We start from the raw sequence: 19,048 nt of genomic DNA on the forward strand, positions 1-19,048 counted from the left end.
TACCAGGGCAACCGTCGCAACGACGATGACCGCCGGGGCGGCTTCAACCGTGACCGCCGTGACGGTGACGACCGTCGCGGTGGCTACCGCGGAAATCGACGGGACGACAACCGTGGAGGACGCGGCGGCCACGGTCGGGGCGACAATGATCGTCGTGCCTCTCGCAAGACCGACACCGGCGACTACGCACGCGAACAGCGCGCCCGCCGCCCACGGATCCAGGAACCCGAGATTCCCGACGGCGTCACCGGTCGCGAGCTCGACAAAGAGATCTCGTCTCAGCTGCGCACCCTCGACAAAGAGAACGCCGATATGGTCGCCAAGCACCTCGTCGCCGCCGGCGGGCTGCTCGACCTCGACCCGGAACGCGCCCACGAGCATGCCAAGGCCGCCATGGCCCGCGCCGGTCGTGTTGCCGTCGTCCGCGAAGCACTCGGCATCGCCGCGTACTACGTGGAGAACTACGACGAAGCCGTCCGCGAACTGCGCACCCACCGTCGCATCTCCGGCTCGAACGACAACATCGCGCTGATCGCCGACGCCGAACGAGGCCGCGGCAAGCCGGAGAAGGCCCTCGAGCTGCTGAAGACCTCCGCGGAGCTCGACCTCGACACGGACACCCGCACCGAACTCGTCATCGTCGCGGCCGGCGCCAAATCCGACCTCGATGACATCGCCGGTGCGCGCCGACTCATCGAAGCCGAGGACTTCACTCAGAAGCCCAGCGGCGGACTCGTCCGACTCATGGCCGCCTACGCCGAGGTGCTGCGCATCGACGGCGAAGGCGAACTCGCCGACAAATACGAAGAGCTCTCCCGCCGCACCGCCAAGGCGACCGGCACCCTGTTCGGCGACGAGATGCCGGACCTCAATGCCGGAGTCGAAATCGAAACCGTCGACGAGGTCGACGACGAACCCGCAGCTGCCGAAGCCCAGACTCCCGAAGACGCCGACGGTGACGCGGCCGCCTCCGAGGAAGCCGCCGAAGAGGCAGCAGAGGCCGAGACCGCTGAAGCTGCGACCGATTCGACGCCCGAAGCCGATGTGACAGCAGAGGCTGAGACCTCCGAAGTCCCCCACGGTGAAGCCGCTGCCGCGGACGCCGAGCCGGAGACCGACGCTCCGGCCGCAGCACCGAAGTCGAAGACGCATGTCTCGGCGAAGGAGCTGAAGTCGGTCACAGTCACCGACGATGAGATCGAAGACGAACTCGACGAGATCCTCGCCGACGCCGACGCCGACGCCGATTCCGACGCAGACACCGCGTCTGAGACAACAGCAGCCGAGGCCGACGGAGACCAGTGACACTGACCGCCGAACAGGACAGCACAGCAGATGGGCGCCCGCCCGAGTCCCCGGGCTCGCCCATCGACTGCGTACTGTTCGACCTCGACGGAGTCGTCTACCACGGCACCCACGCCATCGACGGAGCCGCCGACGGCATCAACTGGCTCCATTCCCAGTCGATCCCGGTCAGCTACGTCACGAACAACGCCACCCGCACCGCCGCCGCCACCGCCGAGAAGATCACCGGAATGGGTGTCGACGCCTCCGCGGACGAGGTGACCACCTCGGCGCAGGTGCTCGCCGAACGCCTGGCCGAACGCTTCGGACCCGGTGCGCGCGTCCACCTCCTCGGCACCACCGGACTGCGCATCGCACTCGAAGACGCCGGCCTCGACATCACGGACTCGCTCGACGCGGACCCCGTCGCCGTCGCCCAAGGACTCGACCCGGAGATCGACTACGCGAAGATCGTCCGCACCTGCGAGATCATCCGCTCCGGCGCCGAATGGTGGGCGAGCAACCCCGACTTCTCCCTCCTCACGGAGACCGGGAAGGTCCCCGGCAACGGTGCCTTCGTCGATCTCATCGCCCGACTCACCGACTCCACCCCCGTCATCGTCGGCAAACCCGCCCCGCACATGATGGACTTCGCGGCCGGCCGCCTCGGTGCGCACCGCCCGCTCATGGTCGGCGACCGCCTCAACACCGACATCGAAGGCGGCTGTGCCGCCGGAATCGACACGGCCCTCGTCCTCACCGGAATCCACGACATCCACGATGCCCTGAGCGCGGGCCCCGAGAGCCGACCGACCTTCATCTTGCCGAATCTGCGCGGACTCGAAGCCCTCATCACCGGAACCGACCGCGGTGAGTCCGCCCGGATCGAAGCCGAACTCCGGCGTGCATGGGCAGCCATCGATGCAGGGGAGACCGACGCCGAGGCGGTCCTGGCCGACGGTCGCCTGCCGCGCCGGATCGGTCAGGACTCATGAGCGAAACCCCGCGACCGACCCCGACACCCGGCACGAACTCCGGCCCGAATCCCGGCACGACTTCCGCGCCGACCCCCGCCTCGGTGAGTGGGGACGTCCCGGTGGAGACATGGCGGGCCGGCCTCGCCGCAGCCAGAGAGGCACCGGCAGCCGAGCGCCACGGACAGCTGAACTCCCTGCTCGACGACCTCGACGCCCAGGTGGGCTCCTTGTGAGCAGACTCGACCGGGCACTCGTCGACCGCGGGCTGGTGAACTCCCGCTCCCGCGCCGCCCGCGAAATCGCCGCCGGCCGCGTCAGCGTCAACGGCCGCAACGCGACCAAAGCCTCCCAGGACGTGAGAGACACCGACGACGTCACCGTCACCGAACCTGACCCCTGGGTCGCCCGCAGCGCCCACAAACTCCTCGGCGCCCTCGAGGCTTTCGACCTCACCGACCGACTTCAGGGTCTGACGGCCCTCGACGCGGGAGCCTCCACCGGCGGCTTCACCCAAGTCCTCCTCACCCACGAAGTCGCGCACGTCTGGGCCGTCGACGTCGGCCACGACCAACTCGCGCCCATCCTCCGCGACGACCCGCGCGTCCACGTCCGCGAGGGACTCAATCTGCGCGAACTCGCCGACTCCGACGTGCCCACCGTCGACCTCGTCGTCGCCGACGTCTCCTTCATCTCCCTGCGCCTGCTCATCGACCCGCTGCTGGCCGCCACCGCCGCGGGCGGGGAACTCCTCCTCATGGTCAAACCCCAGTTCGAACTCGCCCGTGCGTCGCTGGACAAACACGGCGTCGTCACCAGCCGGGACAGACGCCGCCGCGCCATCGACTCCGTCCTCGAGGCGGTGACCGACAACGGCGCCCGCGTCACCGACATCGCCCCCTCACCGCTGCCGGGCCCGAGCGGGAATCGAGAGTACTTCCTGCGTGTTCGCCCAGGCCGAACACATCACCAGTCCGATAGGCTCGACAAAGCAGACATCCCCGCCCACCTGGACGAAATGATGAGAGGAGAGTCGTGACCAGACACATCATGGTGCTGCTGCACCCCCAACGTGATGAGTCGGCCGTGGCCGCCGTCAGCGTGTTCAAGGCCCTCCTCGACGACGGCGTCACCCCCGTCGTCCTCTCCGACGAGATCGTCGGCATCCGCGCCCGCCAGGCCGAGGCCGTCGACGACGAACCCATCCTCAACCACTGCATCATCATCGATCCCTCCGAGCTGGGGGAGTGGAAGAACGCCTGCGAACTCGTCATCGTCTTAGGCGGCGACGGCACGATCCTGCGCGCCGCCGAACGCTTCCACGGCTCCGGCGCCCCGCTCATGGGCGTCAACCTCGGCCATGTCGGATTCCTCGCCGAAAGCGAGAAGGAAGACCTCGCCGAGGCGGTCCACCGCGCCTCCCAACGTGACTACTCCGTCGAGGAGAGGCTCGCCCTCGACGTGTCCGTGTGGCACGAAGGCGAGAACATCTTCAACGCCTGGGCGCTCAACGAGGCGACCATCGAGAAGACCTCGAAATCCCGGATGATCGACGTCGTCCTCGGCGTCGACGCCCGCCCCGTATCCTCCTTCGGCTGCGACGGTGTCATCCTCGCCACCCCCACCGGCTCGACCGCGTACTCGTTCTCCGCCGGCGGTCCCATCGTCTGGCCCGAGGTCGAAGCGCTCATCCTCGTTCCGATCTCCGCCCACGCCCTGTTCTCCAAACCTCTGGTCGTCAACCCGACCTCCCGCCTCGGCGTGGAGATCTCCCAGTCGAATCCCGAGTTCTCCGCCGTGCTGTGGTGCGACGGTCGCCGTGCCCTCGAACTGCCGTCCGGAGCGCGTGTGGAAGCCACGCGTTCGAAATCGCCGATCCGCCTCGCTCGCCTGCACGCCGGCCCGTTCACCGACCGACTCGTCGCGAAGTTCCGCCTGCCCGTCTCCGGCTGGCGAGGACCGATCAAGGAGGCCTGAATGATCTCCGAACTGCGCATCTCCCACCTCGGCGTCATCGCCGAGGCCGCCGTCGAACTCGACACCGGCTTCACCGTCGTCACCGGTGAGACCGGTGCGGGCAAGACCATGTTCGTCTCCGCCCTGTCCCTTCTCATGGGCCGCAAGGTCGGCTCCGGAGTCGTGCGCAAAGGCGCGGAGAAGGCCGAAGTCGAGGGCATCTTCACCGGAGTTGCCGAACCCGTGCGCGAACGCATCGAGGAAGCCGGCGGCAGCGCCGACGACGAGGCGATCATCTCCCGCACCGTGGCGCTGAAAGGCCGCGCCCGGGCGACGGCCGGCGGACGGACCGTGCCGATCTCCGTGCTCACCGACATCTCCTCGGACCTCATCACGCTCCACGGCCAGTCCGAACAGCTGCGCCTCAAGGGAGCCGCCCAGCAGCGGCACCTCCTCGACGCCGCCGGCGGGTCGGCCCTCGCCGAGGTGGCCGAGCGTTACCGTGCCGCCTTCGAGACCTGGCGCGAGACCGAAGCCCGCGTCAGCCGCATCAAGGACTCCACGGCCGCCCGCCGCGAACGCATCCTGTGGCTGCGCGGCTGCCTCGAGGCCATCGACAAGGTCCGCCCCGAACCCGGCGAAGACGAGACCCTGGCCGCACAGTCGGCGAAGCTCGGCGCCGCCGCCGAGATCACCCGCGCCGTCGGCGCCGCCCACGACCTGCTGCTCGGTTCGGAGATCGACGATGCCGGAGCCGCCGTCGACCTCGTCCACCAGGCCATCAGCGCGATCACCGATGTCGAAGGCTCCGACAAGGACCTCGTCACCATCCGCGAAGCCCTCGGCGACGCCGTGCTGCGGCTGTCCGACTCCGCCGCGGAACTGTCGAACTACCTCTCCGGATTCGACGAACTCGGCGAGACCTCCCTGGAGGAGACCGAGGCCAGGCGCGCGGAACTCGGGACTCTGGCCCCCTATGGTCAGGACGTCGCCGAAGTCCTCGACTTCGAAACCCGATCGGCCGCGGAACTCGCCGAACTCGAAGCCGAGGACCGTGACCTCGACGGACTCGACGCCGAACTCGATCAGGCCCGCGAGACCATGGAGGCGGCCGCCTCGGCGCTCACCGAGATCCGCAAGTCCACCGCAGACGAATTCTCCGCCGCCGTCAGCGAGGAACTCGCCGCCCTGTCGATGCCGAAAGCATCGGTGGCCTTCGAGATCTCCGAACGCGAACCCACCACCCACGGGGCCGACGAGGTCCGAATGACCTTCGCCGCCCACGAATCCTCCCTCCCCGACGACATCGCGAAGATCGCCAGCGGCGGTGAGCTCTCCCGCGTCATGCTCGCCATCGAAGTCGTCCGCGCCGCCAGCGAATCCATCCCCACCTACGTCTTCGACGAAGTCGACGCCGGAGTCGGCGGCAAGGCGGCCGTGGAGATCGGACGCCGCCTGGCCAAGCTCGCCCGCAATGCCCAGGTCATCGTCGTCACCCACCTGCCGCAGGTCGCCGCGTGGGCCGACACCCATGTGACCATCGTCAAGGACGACGACGCCGAGACCGTGCGTTCGGGTGTGGCGGAACTGACCGATTCCGAACGCGTCGTCGAGCTCTCCCGCATGCTGGCAGGCATGGACGACTCCGCCTCGGCGAAGGCCCACGCGGCCGAACTGCTCGACAATGCACGGCAGGTCAAGGAGGCCGGCGTTGGCAGCAGATGAGAGAATGAGCGGATCATGAAAGTGCGCAGACACCGTGAGAACCTCCCCGCACCGACCCGGTCCGGGCCCGCCCCTGCCCGTCTGGACCGACGCACAAAGGATCTGACGAAGCGCCTGCAGGCCGGCGACATCGCCGTCATCAAACACTCCGACATCGACCGCATCTCCGCCGAAGCCCTCGTCGCGTGCCGGCCGGCAGCGGTGATCAACGCCGACAAATCGATCTCCGGCCGCTACCCGAACCTGGGACCGGGCATCATCGTCGACGCCGGCATTCCCCTCATCGACGCCGCCGGAGCCGAGATCTTCGACACGGTCGACGAGAACGCCGAGATCTCCATCGACGGTGCCACCGTCTACGCGGGTGAGACCGAGGTGGCCACGGGCGTCCTGCAGACGGCCGAGACGATCGCCGAGGACATGCACGCCGCCGAGGCGGGAATGAACTCCGTGCTCGTGGACTTCATTGACAACACGGTCGAATACATCCGCAAGGACTCCGACCTGCTCTCGGCCGAACTCGTCGTGCCCGAGGTGAAGACGACGTTCACCGACCGGCATGTGCTCATCGTCGTCCGCGGATACCACTACAAGGAGGATCTGGCGATGCTGGCCTCCTATATCCGCGAATACCGGCCGCTGCTCATCGGCGTCGACGGCGGAGCCGACGCCATCATCGAAGCCGGCCACCGGCCGAACATGATCGTCGGCGACATGGACTCCGTGTCCGACACCGCCCTGACCTCGGGCGCCGAGATCGTCGTCCACGCCTACCGTGACGGCACGGCACCGGGCACCGAACGCGTCGACGCCCTCGGAGTCGACTGCGTGGCCTTCGCGGCCTCGGGCACGAGCGAAGACATCGCCATGCTCCTCGCCGATGACAAAGGGGCCGAACTCATCGTCGCCGTCGGCACCCACGACACCGTCATGGAGTTCCTCGACAAGGGCCGCAAGGGCATGGCCTCGACCTTCATCACCCGCCTGCGCGTGGGATCGAAGCTCATCGACGCCAAGGGCGTGTCCCTGCTCTATCGGCAGCGCATCTCCAGCCTGCAGCTGGCCGTGCTCGTCGTCGCCGGGCTCGTCGCCCTCGGAGTGGCGATGACCGCGACCTCGGCCGGGCAGACCTTCCTCGGCCTCATCGGCGCCCAACTCGACGGCCTCTTCGGCTGGATCGGCTCCCTCTTCGGCGGCGACCCCGCAGCATCAACCGACTCCGTCGGCCTCATCCAAGGAATAGACCCGTGATTGATTTCCGCTACCACCTCGTCTCCCTCGTCTCGGTGTTCCTGGCGCTGGCCGTCGGCATCGTCCTCGGCGCGGGACCGCTGAAGGAACCGATCGGGGAGTCCCTGCAGAGCCAGGTCGACGCCCTGCGCACCGACCGCGACAACCTGCGTTCGGACCTCGACGCGGCCAAGGGCAATATCGACAAGCAGAACGAGTTCGTCACGGCCGCGGCCCCGGAACTCATCGGCGGCATCCTCGACGGGCGGGAAGTGAGCATCATCGCTGCCCCCGACGCGGACTCCGAACAGGTCGAAGAGGTCAGCAACCGGGTCAAGGAAGCCGACGGCACCATCGCCGGTGACGTCTCGTTCGTGCCGAACACGCTCAGCCTCGAAGACTCCGCTGCGTTCCTCGAGACGCTGCGGACCCTCGTGCCCAGCCTGCCGAAGGACGATTCGACCGCGATCCGCGCCGCCCTCGTCATCGCCCTGACCGGTGATGCCTCGATGCTCGAGGACGAGGACAACCAGGCGGATGCGGGGAAGCAGGCGGCGAAGCTCTACGACGCCTTCGTCGAAGCCGACCGACTGCGCACCGACACGGACCACAAGACGACCTCGCTGTTCATCGTCATCGACGATGAGAACTCGACCCTGGCCGAGGACACCGAGCCCAGCCCGCAGAACTCCGATGACAAGGGCACCCGCACCCTCGTCACCGACTTCATCACCGCACTCACCGCCGAAGCCACCTCGGTGGTCGTCGCCGGCGACGCCGGATCGGCACAGAACGGACTCGTCAACGTGCTGCGGACGGAGAAGTCCCGCGCCAGCACGGTCGACGAACTCGGCCTCGGCGCCGGCCCCGTCATCACCGTCCGGGCCCTGGCCTCCGGAGAGGCCGGAAGCCACGGACACTTCGGATTCGCCGAGGACGCCGAAGGCATCCTGCCGGCCAAGACCGAAGAAACGTCGTCGAAGGACACGCAGAAGGGAGACGAGGAATGATCCGCTCCATCGTCAGCACCGCCGTCGCCGGGCTCGCCGGCTTCACCGCGACGAAGGCGTTGCTCGGATCGCGGCTGCGCACCCACGACTCCGTGGTGCGCACCAACCACGCCGGACACGACGTCTCACTCGCCGAAGGCCCCGCCGTCGCGACGGGACTGCTGGCCGGCAGCCTGCTCATCGAAGACGCCCGCCAGAAGGCGGCGACCCTGCTGGCCACGGCCGCGGCCGGCGGCCTCGGGGCGGTTGACGACTTCTGCGAATCCGGGTCCTCGAAGGGACTGCGCGGGCACCTGTCCGCGCTGGCCCGCGGTCAGATCACGACCGGGACGATCAAGATCACCGGCATCCCACTCGCCTCGATCGCCGCAGCCGCGATCCTGCGCAGCCGCACCCGCCCGACCGGACTCTTCGGCTCCACCCACTCGACACCCGACCGGCCCTGGTACGCAGCCGCCGCGGACATCGTCGTCACCGGGGGAGTGATCGCGGGTTCGGCGAACCTGTTCAACCTCCTCGATCTGCGTCCCGGACGGGCCCTCAAGGCCGGAGCGCTGACCCTCGCATTGACCGACCACGATCGCCGCGTGTCCTGGGCGCCTGCCGGGGCGATCGCCGGAGCCACGGCTGCCGCCTGGCCAGACGACCTCGCCGGTGATGCGATGCTCGGCGACACCGGAGCCAACGCCCTGGGCGCGGCGATCGGCGTGATCCTCGCCGAAACCGCCACACCGGCACAGCGACGCCTCATCCTCGCCGTCCTCGCCGGACTCACCCTGGCCAGTGAGAAAGTGTCCTTCACCTCCGTCATCGAATCGACCCCGGGTCTGCGGGAGATCGACTCGTTCGGCCGCGAGGTTCAGTGAACAAGCTCGTTCGAGTCCTCGCCGCCACGGCGCTGCTCGTATCGATCATCACCCTGCTGACCCGACTGGTCGGCTTCCTACGCTGGCTGGTGTTCTCGGCGACCGTCGGCGCCGGCACCGTCGGCACCGCCTACCAGAGCGCCAACCAGGTCCCGAACATCCTCTTCGAGGTCGTCGCCGGCGGCGCCCTGGCCGGAGCGGTCATCCCGCTGCTCGCCGTCCCCCTGGCCAGATCGGACCGAGAGACCGCCGGTCGCATCGCCTCGGGGCTGCTGACCTGGGCGGTCAGCGTGACCCTGCCGCTGTCGATCCTGCTGGCCGTCTTCGCCCCGCAGATCGCGAGGATCCTCGTCGATGAGCAGACGAGCGCCGCGGGAGTGCAGGCGACCGTCGAGCTGCTGCTCATGTTCTCCCCGCAGCTCGTCCTCTACGGAATCGGCGCCGTGCTCACCGGAGTCCTGCAGGCCCACCGCAAGTTCCTGTGGCCGGCGTTCGCCCCGCTGCTGTCCAGCCTCGTCGTCATCGGCAGCTATATCGCCTACAGCGTCGTGGGCGGCAGCGACGACACCTGGCAGTCCCACCTCGGCTGGCTCGGCTGGGGCACCACCGGCGGCGTCGCCGCCCTCGCCCTGCCGCTGGCACTGCCGATGGCCTCGACCGGGCTGAAGCTGCGCCCCACCTTCTCCTTCCCACCCGGCGTCGCCCACCGTGCGCTGCGCCTGGCCGGAGCCGGAATGTCCGCCCTGCTCGCCCAGCAGGCCGCGGTGCTCGCGACCCTGAGCCTGGCGAACCATTCGGGCGGGGACGGCACGCTCGTGCTCTTCAGCTACATCAACGCCGTCTACCTCCTGCCCTACGCCGTGCTCGCCGTGACCGTGGCGACCGTGATCTTCCCGACCCTGTCGACCTGGGTGGGACGATCCACCGACCCCGAGGCGTCCGCTGAGCGACGTGGACAGGCCGGGGTGCGTCTGCGCTCGGTGACCTCGACGACGACGGCTCTCATCATCGCCATCGGCGGACTCGGCGCCGTCATCCTGCTCTCGGCGGCAGGGCCGCTGCAGACCTTCTTCATCGCCATCGACGCCGAAAGCGAATCCGCCGCCCCCTTCGACTCGATGGCCACGGCGATCATGGTCATGGCCTTGGCCGTGCCGGGCTGGTCCTTCGTCGCCTGGGGCACTCGCGTCTTCTACGCCCTCGAACGCTCCCGCCACTCGGCCGCCGCCACGACGACGGGGTGGATCCTCGTCATCGTCGGCATGTGTGGCGCCATCCTGGTCGCGGGTGCGAACGGGAACCCCGGGCTGACCCTCATCTGCATCTGCAGCGGCTATGTGCTGGGCATGACCGTGGCCGGAGTGTTCCTGCTCGTGAACATGCGCCGCGTCCTCGGTCCCACCGGACTCGCCTTCGTCGGGCGGCGGTCGCTGCTCGCGCTCGGGGCCGCCGTCGTCGCCGGCACCGCCGGAGTCGTGACCTCGCAGTGGCTCGGGGGACTCTTCGACAACTCCGCGAGCTCGGCCGTCATCGCGGGAATCATCGCCGCCCTCCTCGGCTGCGTGGTCTTCGGACTCATCGTGCTCGTCATCGACCGCGGATTCCTCGGCGAAGTCCGCCGTCTGCTGGCCGACCGCAATCGGGCCGGCGTCAACGACGAGACGACCGCGCACGCGACCGGTACGCTCACCACCGACCACGGACTCAGCAGCAGCGACCATGGATCCAGCCGCAGTGACTGTGGACCCCACGACACCGACAGGGAGGAAGACTCATGAGGATCGTCTTCGCCATCGGCACCTCGACCGGGGGAGTCGGCACCCATGTGCACGCACTCGCCCGTGACCTCGCCGCCGCCGGCCACGAGATCGGCGTCATCGGACCGGCCGCCACCGACGAGCACTTCGGCTTCTCCCTGCTGCCCGGAGTCCGGTTCGGCGTCCTCGAACTCGGCACCGGAATCGGCGCCTCCGACGCCGCCCTCGTCCGCCGGCAGCGCACACTCCTGCGCAGCTTCGCCCCGCAGATCGTCCACGCCCACGGCTTCCGGGCCGGGCTCATCACCCTGCTGACCCTGCGCACACTGAAGACCCGCCCGAAGTTCGTCCTCAGCCTGCACAACCAGGCCAGCGGACAGGGACTGCGCGGTCGGGTCGAAACCCGGGTCGAGACGATGCTCGCCCGCGGAGCCGACCTCGTCCTCGGCGCCAGCACCGACCTCGTCGACCGTGCCCGCGAACTCGGCGCGCAGACCGCACGCTTCCTCCCGGCCGCCGCTCCCGAGGTGACTCAGGTGTCCGCCGAGGCGGCCGCCGCCACCCGTGCGGGACTGGCCGAGGAATTCGACTTCGACCCCGGGGCCCTCATCGTCCTCGCCGTCGGTCGCGTCGCCAGACAGAAGAACTACCCGATGCTCGTGCGTGCACTCGCCCGCCTCGGGGCGGGGGACCGGCAGGGTGAGATCGTCGCCCTCATCGCCGGTGCCGCCGACGATCAGGTGCTCGCCGACGTCCGCGCTCAGTACGCCGAGGCGGCAGCCGCCTCGGCGATTCCGGCCCTGCATTTCCTCGGACCCCGCGACAACGTCGCCGAACTCGCGGCCGCAGCGGACATCTACGCGCTCACCAGCGTCTGGGAGGCCCGGGCGCTGGTGCTCCAGGAGGCACTGATGACCGGCAAGGCGATCGTGGCCACCGCCACCGGCGGCACCGCCGAACTCGTCGGCGACGCGGGGATGCTCATCGATGATGATGACGACGCCGCCTTCGCCGCAGCCGTGGCCGAACTCGCTGTCGATCCCGCCCGCCGCGCCGAACTCGGGACGAGAGCCCGGGCACGCGGAGCGGAGCTTCCCGCTGAGAGGGAAGTCGCCGAAGAACTCGCAGGTCTTTACACGGAACTCGTGTCTGCCCAGGTAGGCTAGAACCAGCGTCGAACGAAAGAAGAGGATGAGGAAATGAGCGAATCCGGCGAGGTCAACCCACTGAGCGCAGACACCAGGATTCTGCACGTGCTCGCCGACACCACCGGTCCCGTCGTCGAAGTGGCGAAGCTCGCCGTGCTCGGTCACCTCCGGGCCGGTTTCAAGGTCGCCGTCGCCGCACACCGGTCTCTGCTGGGGACCTTTGGGGTCCCGGAGGAGCTGGCCGGCGAATTCCGCGAGATCGAGCTCACCGCCCGTCGTCGACTCACGACCGCTGACCCCGGTTCCGCCTTCACCCTTCACAAGTACTACCAGCACGTCGACATCGTCCACGCACACGGACTGCATGCGGCGACGCTCGCCGGGCTGGCCTTCACCGGTCTGCCGGCACGACTGCACCCGAAGGTCGTCGCCACCGTCGAATCCTTCGACTCCGCGAACGTCATCGAGAAGACCGGAGCCGAGATCGTCGGCCGCACGGCCACCGCGGTCCTCGGCACGACCGAACCCGTCGTCGACTACTACGGCGGCCGCGTTCCGGTCGTCGAACGCGCCGAACTCGTCCACCCGGACATCGACGTCGACCTCACCGTGCGCACACCGCGGGCCGAGGTCCGCCGCGAACTCGGGCTGAGCGAAGGCACCTGGATGGTCGCCAGCCCCATCGCGCTGCGTGACCACACGGCCCTGGCGACCGTCCTCGACGCCGCCGACCAGATCAACCAGCGCCGCCGCGACCGCAAGGTCGTCTTCGTCCTCACCGGCACCGGCAAGGACCGCTCGACGATCTCGCGGGAATTCTCCGATCGCGGAGTCCTCGTGGCGCCGGCCGGCGACCTCGTCGATGTGGCCGCCGCCGCTGATGTCGTCATCGCCAGCGAAACCATGACGGGTCTGTCCCACGAAGACCTCATGCAGCTGTCGAAGCCGGCGGTCTTCATCGGCAGCGAACGCCGCGCCGGCATCTGGGGAGAGGCCGCGCAGGCCGTTCCCGCCGACGACACGGAAGCGCTGCTGCGTGAGATCAATCATCTTCTCGATGACCCGGCCGGACGCGGAACCTCCGCCGTGGCGGCGAAGAAGCGGGTCATCGACGTCAGCAACGGGGCGGCGATCTCGGAGACGCTGCTCGATCTGTACGCCGAGGTCGACGCAGTCTCGGATTCATGAGCCGGACTTTGATAGAATCAAATTCCGTGGTGAATCGAACTGGCCCTGGCGGCACACATACGGCAAAGCACATCTTCGTCACGGGAGGCGTCGCCTCCTCGTTGGGCAAGGGTCTGACGGCATCGAGCCTCGGCCATCTGCTCACTCAGCGCGGCCTCACCGTGGCCATGCAGAAGCTGGATCCCTACCTCAACGTGGATCCCGGCACCATGAACCCCTTCCAGCACGGTGAAGTCTTCGTCACCGAGGACGGCGCCGAGACCGACCTCGACATCGGCCACTACGAGCGCTTCCTCGACAATGACCTCGACGGTGCGGCGAATGTGACCACCGGGCAGGTCTACTCCTCGGTCATCGCGAAGGAACGCCGCGGCGCATACCTCGGCGACACCGTCCAGGTCATCCCGCACATCACCGACGAGATCAAGGCGCGGATGCGTGCTCAGGCCGAACGCCCCGAGGCGGACCGTCCCGATGTCATCATCACCGAGATCGGCGGTACCGTCGGCGATATCGAATCCCAGCCCTTCCTCGAGGCGGCCCGCCAGGTCCGTCACGACATCGGCCGGGACAACGTGTTCTTCATCCATGTTTCCCTCGTGCCCTACCTCGGGCCCTCCGGAGAGCTGAAGACGAAGCCGACCCAGCATTCGGTGGCCACCCTGCGCTCCATCGGCATCCAGCCCGATGCGATCGTGCTCCGCTCCGACCGTGAGCTGCCGGATTCGATCCGGGCGAAGATCGCCGGAGCCTGCGACGTCGAGACCGACGCGGTCGTGTCCTGCGTCGACGCCCCGAGCATCTACGACATCCCGAAGGTCCTCCACGACGGCGGCCTCGACGTGTTCGTCATCCGCAGCCTCAACCTGCCCTTCCGCGACGTCGACTGGACGAAGTGGGACTGGGTACTCGAACGCGTGCACAACCCGTCCCGGGACGTCACCATCGGCATCGTCGGCAAGTACATCGACCTGCCCGACGCCTACCTCTCCGTCACCGAGGCGCTGCGCCACGGCGGCTTCGCCAACGACGCGAAGGTCAGGATCAAGTGGATCCAGTCCGATGACTGCTCCACCGAAGCCGGCGCAGAAGCGGCCCTGTCCGGCCTCGACGCGATCTGCGTGCCCGGCGGCTTCGGCATCCGCGGCATCGAAGGCAAGCTCGGCGCACTCGAGTACACCCGCACCCACGGCATTCCGACCCTGGGCCTGTGCCTGGGTCTGCAGTGCATGGTCATCGAATACGCACGCAATGTCGCCGGACTCGAAGCCGCGTCGTCGTCCGAGTTCGATCCCGAGACCACGGTTCCGGTCATCGCGACCATGGCCGAGCAGCTCTCGATCGTCGAAGGCGAAGGCGACCTGGGCGGCACCATGCGCCTGGGCACCTACGAGGCGAAGCTCACCGAAGGCAGCGTCGTGGCCGGCGTGTACGGGGAGACGACGATCAGCGAACGGCACCGTCACCGCTACGAGGTCAACAACACCTACCGCGAGCAGATCGCCGAGGCGGGGCTCGAGTTCTCCGGAACCTCACCGAACGGTGAGCTCGTCGAATTCGTCGAGCTGCCTTCTGAGCTGCACCCGTTCTACGTCTCCACGCAGGCGCACCCCGAGCTGAAGTCGCGGCCGACCTCACCGCACCCGCTGTTCGCGGGTCTGGTCGCCGCCGCACTCGAGCGTCAGTGACCCTTGTCCATCCTCACAGCGAATGCCGCCGGCGCCAGCGCCGGCGGCATTCGCCGTTCCACCACCGTCGAGTTCAGGGAGAGCGCCGATGAGCACAGACCATGAGATGAGCACAGACCATGAACAGCCCCTCGCCGACGAACCGGTGATCCCGCCGATCACCTCCTCCGAGGTCGTCTACGAAGGCGCGGTGTGGGACATCCGCAAGGAGACCTTCGACCTGCCCGAGGCCTCCGGGCTCGTCCGCGATCTCATGGCGCACACCGGGGCCGTCGGCATCGCCGTCGTCGACGACGACCAGCGGATCCTGCTGGCCCAGCAGTACCGGCACCCCGTCCGCGCCCGACTGTGGGAGGTGCCTGCCGGTCTGCTCGACATCCCCGGCGAGGACCCGCTCGACGCGGCGAAGAGGGAACTTATCGAGGAAGCTGACCTCACGGCCGCACACTGGGACGTGCTCAGCGACTCCTGCCTGACCCCGGGCGGCAGCTCCGAGACGATGCGTCTCTACCTCGCCCGCGGGCTGTCCTCCGTGCCCGAAGCCGACCGTCACGAACGGGGCGAGGAAGAAGCGGGGTTCCGCTTCGCCTGGGTCGGCATGGACGAGGCACTCGAGGCCGTGGCCGACGGGCGGATCACCAACGCGATCGCCCAACTGGCGATCTTTCAGGTCGACCGCGTGCTGCGCGCCGAAGCAGCGGGAGCACCGGTCAAACGGCGGGCCGTCGATGCGCCGAGGCGACTCGTCGACGGTCGCCCCGACTTCGGCCGCGGTGCCACCGTCGGGACCACCGATTCGGCCACGGCGGAGACGACCGGTACCGGTGACGGGATTTCACCGTCGACACAGACCGGCGCGGGCGAGGACTGAGACCCTATGGCTCGGCACGGCGCCGAACTGCTGCCGGAGGACCTTCCCGAGGACCTGCGGAGCGCATTCGGGTCCTATCTCGCCTCCCTGCGTTTCGAACGGGGACTGTCGATGAACTCGATCGACGCCTACGCCCGTGACCTCGCCCGGTACGGCACCTGGCTGACCGACGACGGGGTGAGCCGCCTCGGCGAGGTCGATCGACAGCAGGTGGAGAACTTCGCCCTCCACCTGCTCGATTCGGGACTGGCACCGCGGACCCGGGCACGCGCACTCGTCGCGGTGCGCCGATTCCACACCTTCGCACTGGGGGAGAACCTCGCGCCCACGGATCCGGCCTCCGAGGTCAGCCCACCGCAGGAAGGACTGCGGCTGCCCAAGGCCCTGGCGCTCGACGAGATCGAAGCGATGATCGCGACCACCGACGGTGACGAACCCGTCCAGATCCGGGCCGCGGCCCTTCTCGAACTCCTCTACGCCACGGGGGCGCGCATCTCCGAAGCCGTGGGCGTCGACCTCGACGATCTCGACCTCGACTCCGGGCTCGTCCGGCTCTACGGAAAGGGCGGGAAGGAGAGGATCGTGCCCGTCGGATCCCACGCCGCCCGAGCCCTGGGGGCCTGGGTGTCGCGGGTGCGGCCGTCGATGGCGGCGAGAGCGAGATCCTCGGCTCCAGCCGGGGCCCTGTTCCTCAACGCCCGAGGCACTCGACTCTCCCGGGTCTCGGCATGGCAGATCGTCAAGGACGCCGGTGAAGCGGCGGCCATCGGTACCGAGGTGTCTCCGCATACCTTCCGGCACTCATTCGCCACGCATCTGCTCGAAGGCGGAGCGGACATCCGCGTCGTCCAGGAGCTGCTCGGCCATGCCTCGGTGACGACGACGCAGATCTATACGAAAGTCTCCGAGGACACACTGCGGGAAGTGTACGCGACCTCGCACCCTCGGGCGCGGTAGGGTTGGACGCAGAGCAACGAAAGGTGGCCATCCGAGAGATGAATACGCAAGAGGCGTTGGATATCCCCCAGCAGAAGTCGGCAGCAGGCGAGCCCCAGGACTTCCCGGAGCCGGCACCCCTGGCGTCGCACGGACCCGCCCGCATCATCGCGATGGTCAACCAGAAGGGCGGGGTCGGCAAGACCACCTCGTCGATCAACCTCGGTGCGGCCCTGGCCGCGTACGGCCGCAAGATGCTGCTCGTCGACTTCGACCCGCAGGGCGCCCTGTCCGTCGGACTGGGACTCAACCCCTATGAACTCGACATCAGCATCTACAACCTGCTGATGAACCCGCGACTGGACCCGCACGAAGTCATCGTCGGAACGGACTTCGACAACATCGACATCCTGCCGGCCAATATCGACCTCTCCGCCGCCGAAGTCCAGCTCGTCGGCGAGGTCGCCCGCGAGCAGGTGCTCGCCCGTGCCCTGTCGAAGGTCGCCGACGAATACGATGTCATCCTCATCGACTGCCAGCCCTCGCTGGGACTGCTCACCGTCAACGCTCTGACCGCCGCCCACGGCGTCGTCATCCCGCTCGAGACCGAGTTCTTCGCCCTGCGCGGTGTCGCCCTGCTCGTCGAGACCATCGAGAAGGTCCAGGACCGACTCAACCCCTCACTCGAGGTCGACGGCATCCTCGCCACGATGTTCGACTCGCGGACCCTGCACTCGAAGGAAGTCATGTCGCGCGTCACCGAAGCCTTCGGCGACAAGGTCTTCGAGACCGTCATCAACCGCACCGTGAAGTTCCCCGACGCCTCCGTGGCCGCCGAACCGATCACGAGCTTCGCCCCGAAGCACGCCGGATCCGAAGCCTACCGTCGACTGGCCCGGGAGCTCATCGCCCGCGGAGGCGCACCCTGAGCGACTCCGCAGTCCACGAGGAGGAGGCGGCCGGCGTACCGACCGAGGCCGACTCCGGCGATGACGCCGCGCAGGGTTTCCAGGTGCGGTTGGAGAACTTCACCGGCCCCTTCGATCTGCTGCTCGGTCTGATCTCGAAACGTCGCCTCGACGTCACGGAGATCGCGCTGGCCGAGGTGACCGATGAGTTCATCGCCTACACCACCGAGCTCAAGGATCAGGCGAACCTCGCCGAGATCTCCCAGTTCCTCCTCGTCGCCGCGACCCTGCTCGACCTCAAGACGGCCCGGCTGCTGCCGCACGAAGACGGTGACGAGGTCCTCGACCTCGAGCTGCTCGAGGCCCGAGACCTCCTCTTCGCCCGGCTGCTGCAATACAAGGCATACAAGTCCGTATCCGGGTATCTGGCCGAGGCGATGGCCGCCGGCTCCATCCGCGCCCCCCGCGATGTCGACCTCGAGCCTCAGTTCCAGGACGTGCTGCCGCCGCTGGAGCTGAACATCGGTCCCGGCGAACTGGCCGGAATCTTCGCCACCGTGCTCCAACGCGATCACACCCCGCCCAGCGTCGCCGTCGACCATATCCACTTACCGCTCGTGAGCGTCTCCGAGCAGCGCGGGCATATCCTGTCCCTGCTGCGCGTCGGAGACGTCGACTTCCAGGACCTGCTCGAAACGGCCGAGAACACCCTGGTCGTCGTCGCGAGATTCCTCGCCCTGCTCGAACTGTTCAAGGTCGGCCTCTGCGACTTCGACCAGCCCGAACCTCTGGGGCGGCTGCTCATCCACCGGACCGAGATGAACGAAGACGGAGTCGACCTGCGCACCGAAGGCGACTGGAGCGGCGACGAAGAAGAAGTCGAAGAAGAAGAGGGGAGTGCGGAATGATCGATGACGAGATCCTCGCCGGCATCGAGGCCGTGCTCATGATCACCGATTCGGCCGTGACCGCCGAAGACCTCGCCGGCTCCCTCGGCCTCGACGAAGACACCGTCCTCGAAGCCATCCGCATCCTCAAAGCCGACTACGACGGGGATGAGGACCACCGCCAGCGCGGGTTCGAGATCCGTCACGTCGCCGGGGGTTTCCGCATCTTCTCCCGTGGCGACTACCACGAAGTCGTCAAGGACTTCCTCACCGCCGGGCAGAGTGCGAAACTCTCCCAAGCCGCACTCGAGACGCTTGCGGTCATCGCCTACCGGCAGCCGATCTCCCGGCCCCGCATCGCCGCCATCCGCGGAGTCAGCGTCGACGGTGTCATCCGCACTCTGCTGCTGCGCGGACTCATCGTCGAAGCCGGCAAGGAGGCGACCACCTCGGCGCTGCTCTATGCCACCACACGTACGTTCCTCGACACGATGGGCATGAACGCGATCGACGATCTTCCGGACATCGCCCCTTATCTGCCCGAAGATGCCGACGTCGCCGAACTCGGCGCGCAGGACACCGAGGTGCTCGCCGAGATCGACGGCGCCCTCGACGACGAT

General features: G+C 68.1%; 18 protein-coding genes. All 18 read left to right on the forward strand.

The genetic code is table 11. From position 1 onward, the window contains the following. A partial coding sequence (locus tag ACTIIH_RS10140) for a hypothetical protein (RefSeq protein WP_441451642.1) occupies positions 1-1,305 on the forward strand: 1,305 nt, incomplete at its 5' end. Beyond that, positions 1,302-2,279 (forward strand): HAD-IIA family hydrolase, encoded by a 978-nt coding sequence (locus ACTIIH_RS10145; RefSeq protein WP_101553305.1) that lies wholly within the window; start codon positions 1,302-1,304, stop codon positions 2,277-2,279. The genes ACTIIH_RS10140 and ACTIIH_RS10145, both read left to right, overlap by 4 nt. After that, the gene (locus ACTIIH_RS10150; RefSeq protein WP_101553540.1) at positions 2,276-2,494 is read left to right on the forward strand and encodes a hypothetical protein; all 219 of its coding nucleotides are present in this window, start codon (positions 2,276-2,278) and stop codon (positions 2,492-2,494) included. Before ACTIIH_RS10145 ends, ACTIIH_RS10150 begins: the two co-directional genes overlap by 4 nt. After that, positions 2,491-3,297 carry a TlyA family RNA methyltransferase gene (locus ACTIIH_RS10155; protein WP_240811938.1) on the forward strand — a complete coding sequence of 269 codons (807 nt, stop codon included), beginning with the start codon at positions 2,491-2,493 and terminating at the stop codon, positions 3,295-3,297. The genes ACTIIH_RS10150 and ACTIIH_RS10155 overlap by 4 nt, the downstream gene beginning before the upstream one ends. Continuing rightward, on the forward strand, positions 3,294-4,235 hold the full coding sequence (locus tag ACTIIH_RS10160; RefSeq protein ID WP_441092024.1) for an NAD kinase: 942 nt from the start codon (positions 3,294-3,296) through the stop codon (positions 4,233-4,235). The genes ACTIIH_RS10155 and ACTIIH_RS10160 overlap by 4 nt, the downstream gene beginning before the upstream one ends. After that, positions 4,236-5,939 (forward strand): DNA repair protein RecN, encoded by a 1,704-nt coding sequence (gene recN, locus ACTIIH_RS10165; protein WP_441451643.1) that lies wholly within the window; start codon positions 4,236-4,238, stop codon positions 5,937-5,939. It abuts the gene before it with no gap. 15 nt (positions 5,940-5,954) lie between these two features. Next, entirely contained in the window at positions 5,955-7,190 is a 1,236-nt protein-coding gene (gene steA, locus ACTIIH_RS10170) for a putative cytokinetic ring protein SteA (RefSeq protein WP_101553307.1), read from the forward strand. Continuing rightward, a complete protein-coding gene (locus ACTIIH_RS10175) occupies positions 7,187-8,179 on the forward strand; it encodes a copper transporter (RefSeq protein ID WP_441092022.1) in 993 nt (330 codons plus the stop codon). The genes steA and ACTIIH_RS10175 overlap by 4 nt, the downstream gene beginning before the upstream one ends. After that, a complete protein-coding gene (locus ACTIIH_RS10180) occupies positions 8,176-9,045 on the forward strand; it encodes a hypothetical protein (protein WP_441451644.1) in 870 nt (289 codons plus the stop codon). Before ACTIIH_RS10175 ends, ACTIIH_RS10180 begins: the two co-directional genes overlap by 4 nt. Next, a complete protein-coding gene (gene murJ, locus ACTIIH_RS10185; protein ID WP_441451645.1) occupies positions 9,042-10,823 on the forward strand; it encodes a murein biosynthesis integral membrane protein MurJ in 1,782 nt (593 codons plus the stop codon). Before ACTIIH_RS10180 ends, murJ begins: the two co-directional genes overlap by 4 nt. Next, on the forward strand, positions 10,820-11,968 hold the full coding sequence (locus ACTIIH_RS10190) for a glycosyltransferase family 4 protein (protein ID WP_441451646.1): 1,149 nt from the start codon (positions 10,820-10,822) through the stop codon (positions 11,966-11,968). The genes murJ and ACTIIH_RS10190 overlap by 4 nt, the downstream gene beginning before the upstream one ends. 33 nt (positions 11,969-12,001) lie before the next feature. Further along, positions 12,002-13,138, forward strand: coding sequence for a glycosyltransferase (locus tag ACTIIH_RS10195; RefSeq protein WP_101553312.1), 1,137 nt, complete (start codon positions 12,002-12,004; stop codon positions 13,136-13,138). Further along, positions 13,135-14,826: a CTP synthase gene (locus ACTIIH_RS10200; RefSeq protein ID WP_101593245.1), complete on the forward strand. Its 1,692-nt coding sequence runs from the start codon at positions 13,135-13,137 to the stop codon at positions 14,824-14,826. Before ACTIIH_RS10195 ends, ACTIIH_RS10200 begins: the two co-directional genes overlap by 4 nt. 88 nt (positions 14,827-14,914) lie before the next feature. Further along, positions 14,915-15,697: an NUDIX domain-containing protein gene (locus tag ACTIIH_RS10205; RefSeq protein WP_441451647.1), complete on the forward strand. Its 783-nt coding sequence runs from the start codon at positions 14,915-14,917 to the stop codon at positions 15,695-15,697. Positions 15,698-15,703: 6 nt separating this feature from the next. Then, positions 15,704-16,654, forward strand: a complete 951-nt coding sequence (gene xerD, locus ACTIIH_RS10210) for a site-specific tyrosine recombinase XerD (RefSeq protein WP_101553315.1) — start codon at positions 15,704-15,706, stop codon at positions 16,652-16,654. A 38-nt stretch (positions 16,655-16,692) separates the two neighbouring features. After that, positions 16,693-17,562, forward strand: a complete 870-nt coding sequence (locus ACTIIH_RS10215) for a ParA family protein (RefSeq protein ID WP_025780119.1) — start codon at positions 16,693-16,695, stop codon at positions 17,560-17,562. Positions 17,563-17,645: 83 nt separating this feature from the next. Then, positions 17,646-18,449: a segregation and condensation protein A gene (locus ACTIIH_RS10220; RefSeq protein ID WP_101553316.1), complete on the forward strand. Its 804-nt coding sequence runs from the start codon at positions 17,646-17,648 to the stop codon at positions 18,447-18,449. Further along, the coding region (gene scpB / locus ACTIIH_RS10225; protein WP_441451648.1) for an SMC-Scp complex subunit ScpB at positions 18,446-19,048 on the forward strand (603 nt) is incomplete at its 3' end. The genes ACTIIH_RS10220 and scpB, both read left to right, overlap by 4 nt.

It is taken from the genome of Brevibacterium sp., from assembly GCF_052105255.1.
Lineage (GTDB): Bacteria > Actinomycetota > Actinomycetes > Actinomycetales > Brevibacteriaceae > Brevibacterium > Brevibacterium linens_B.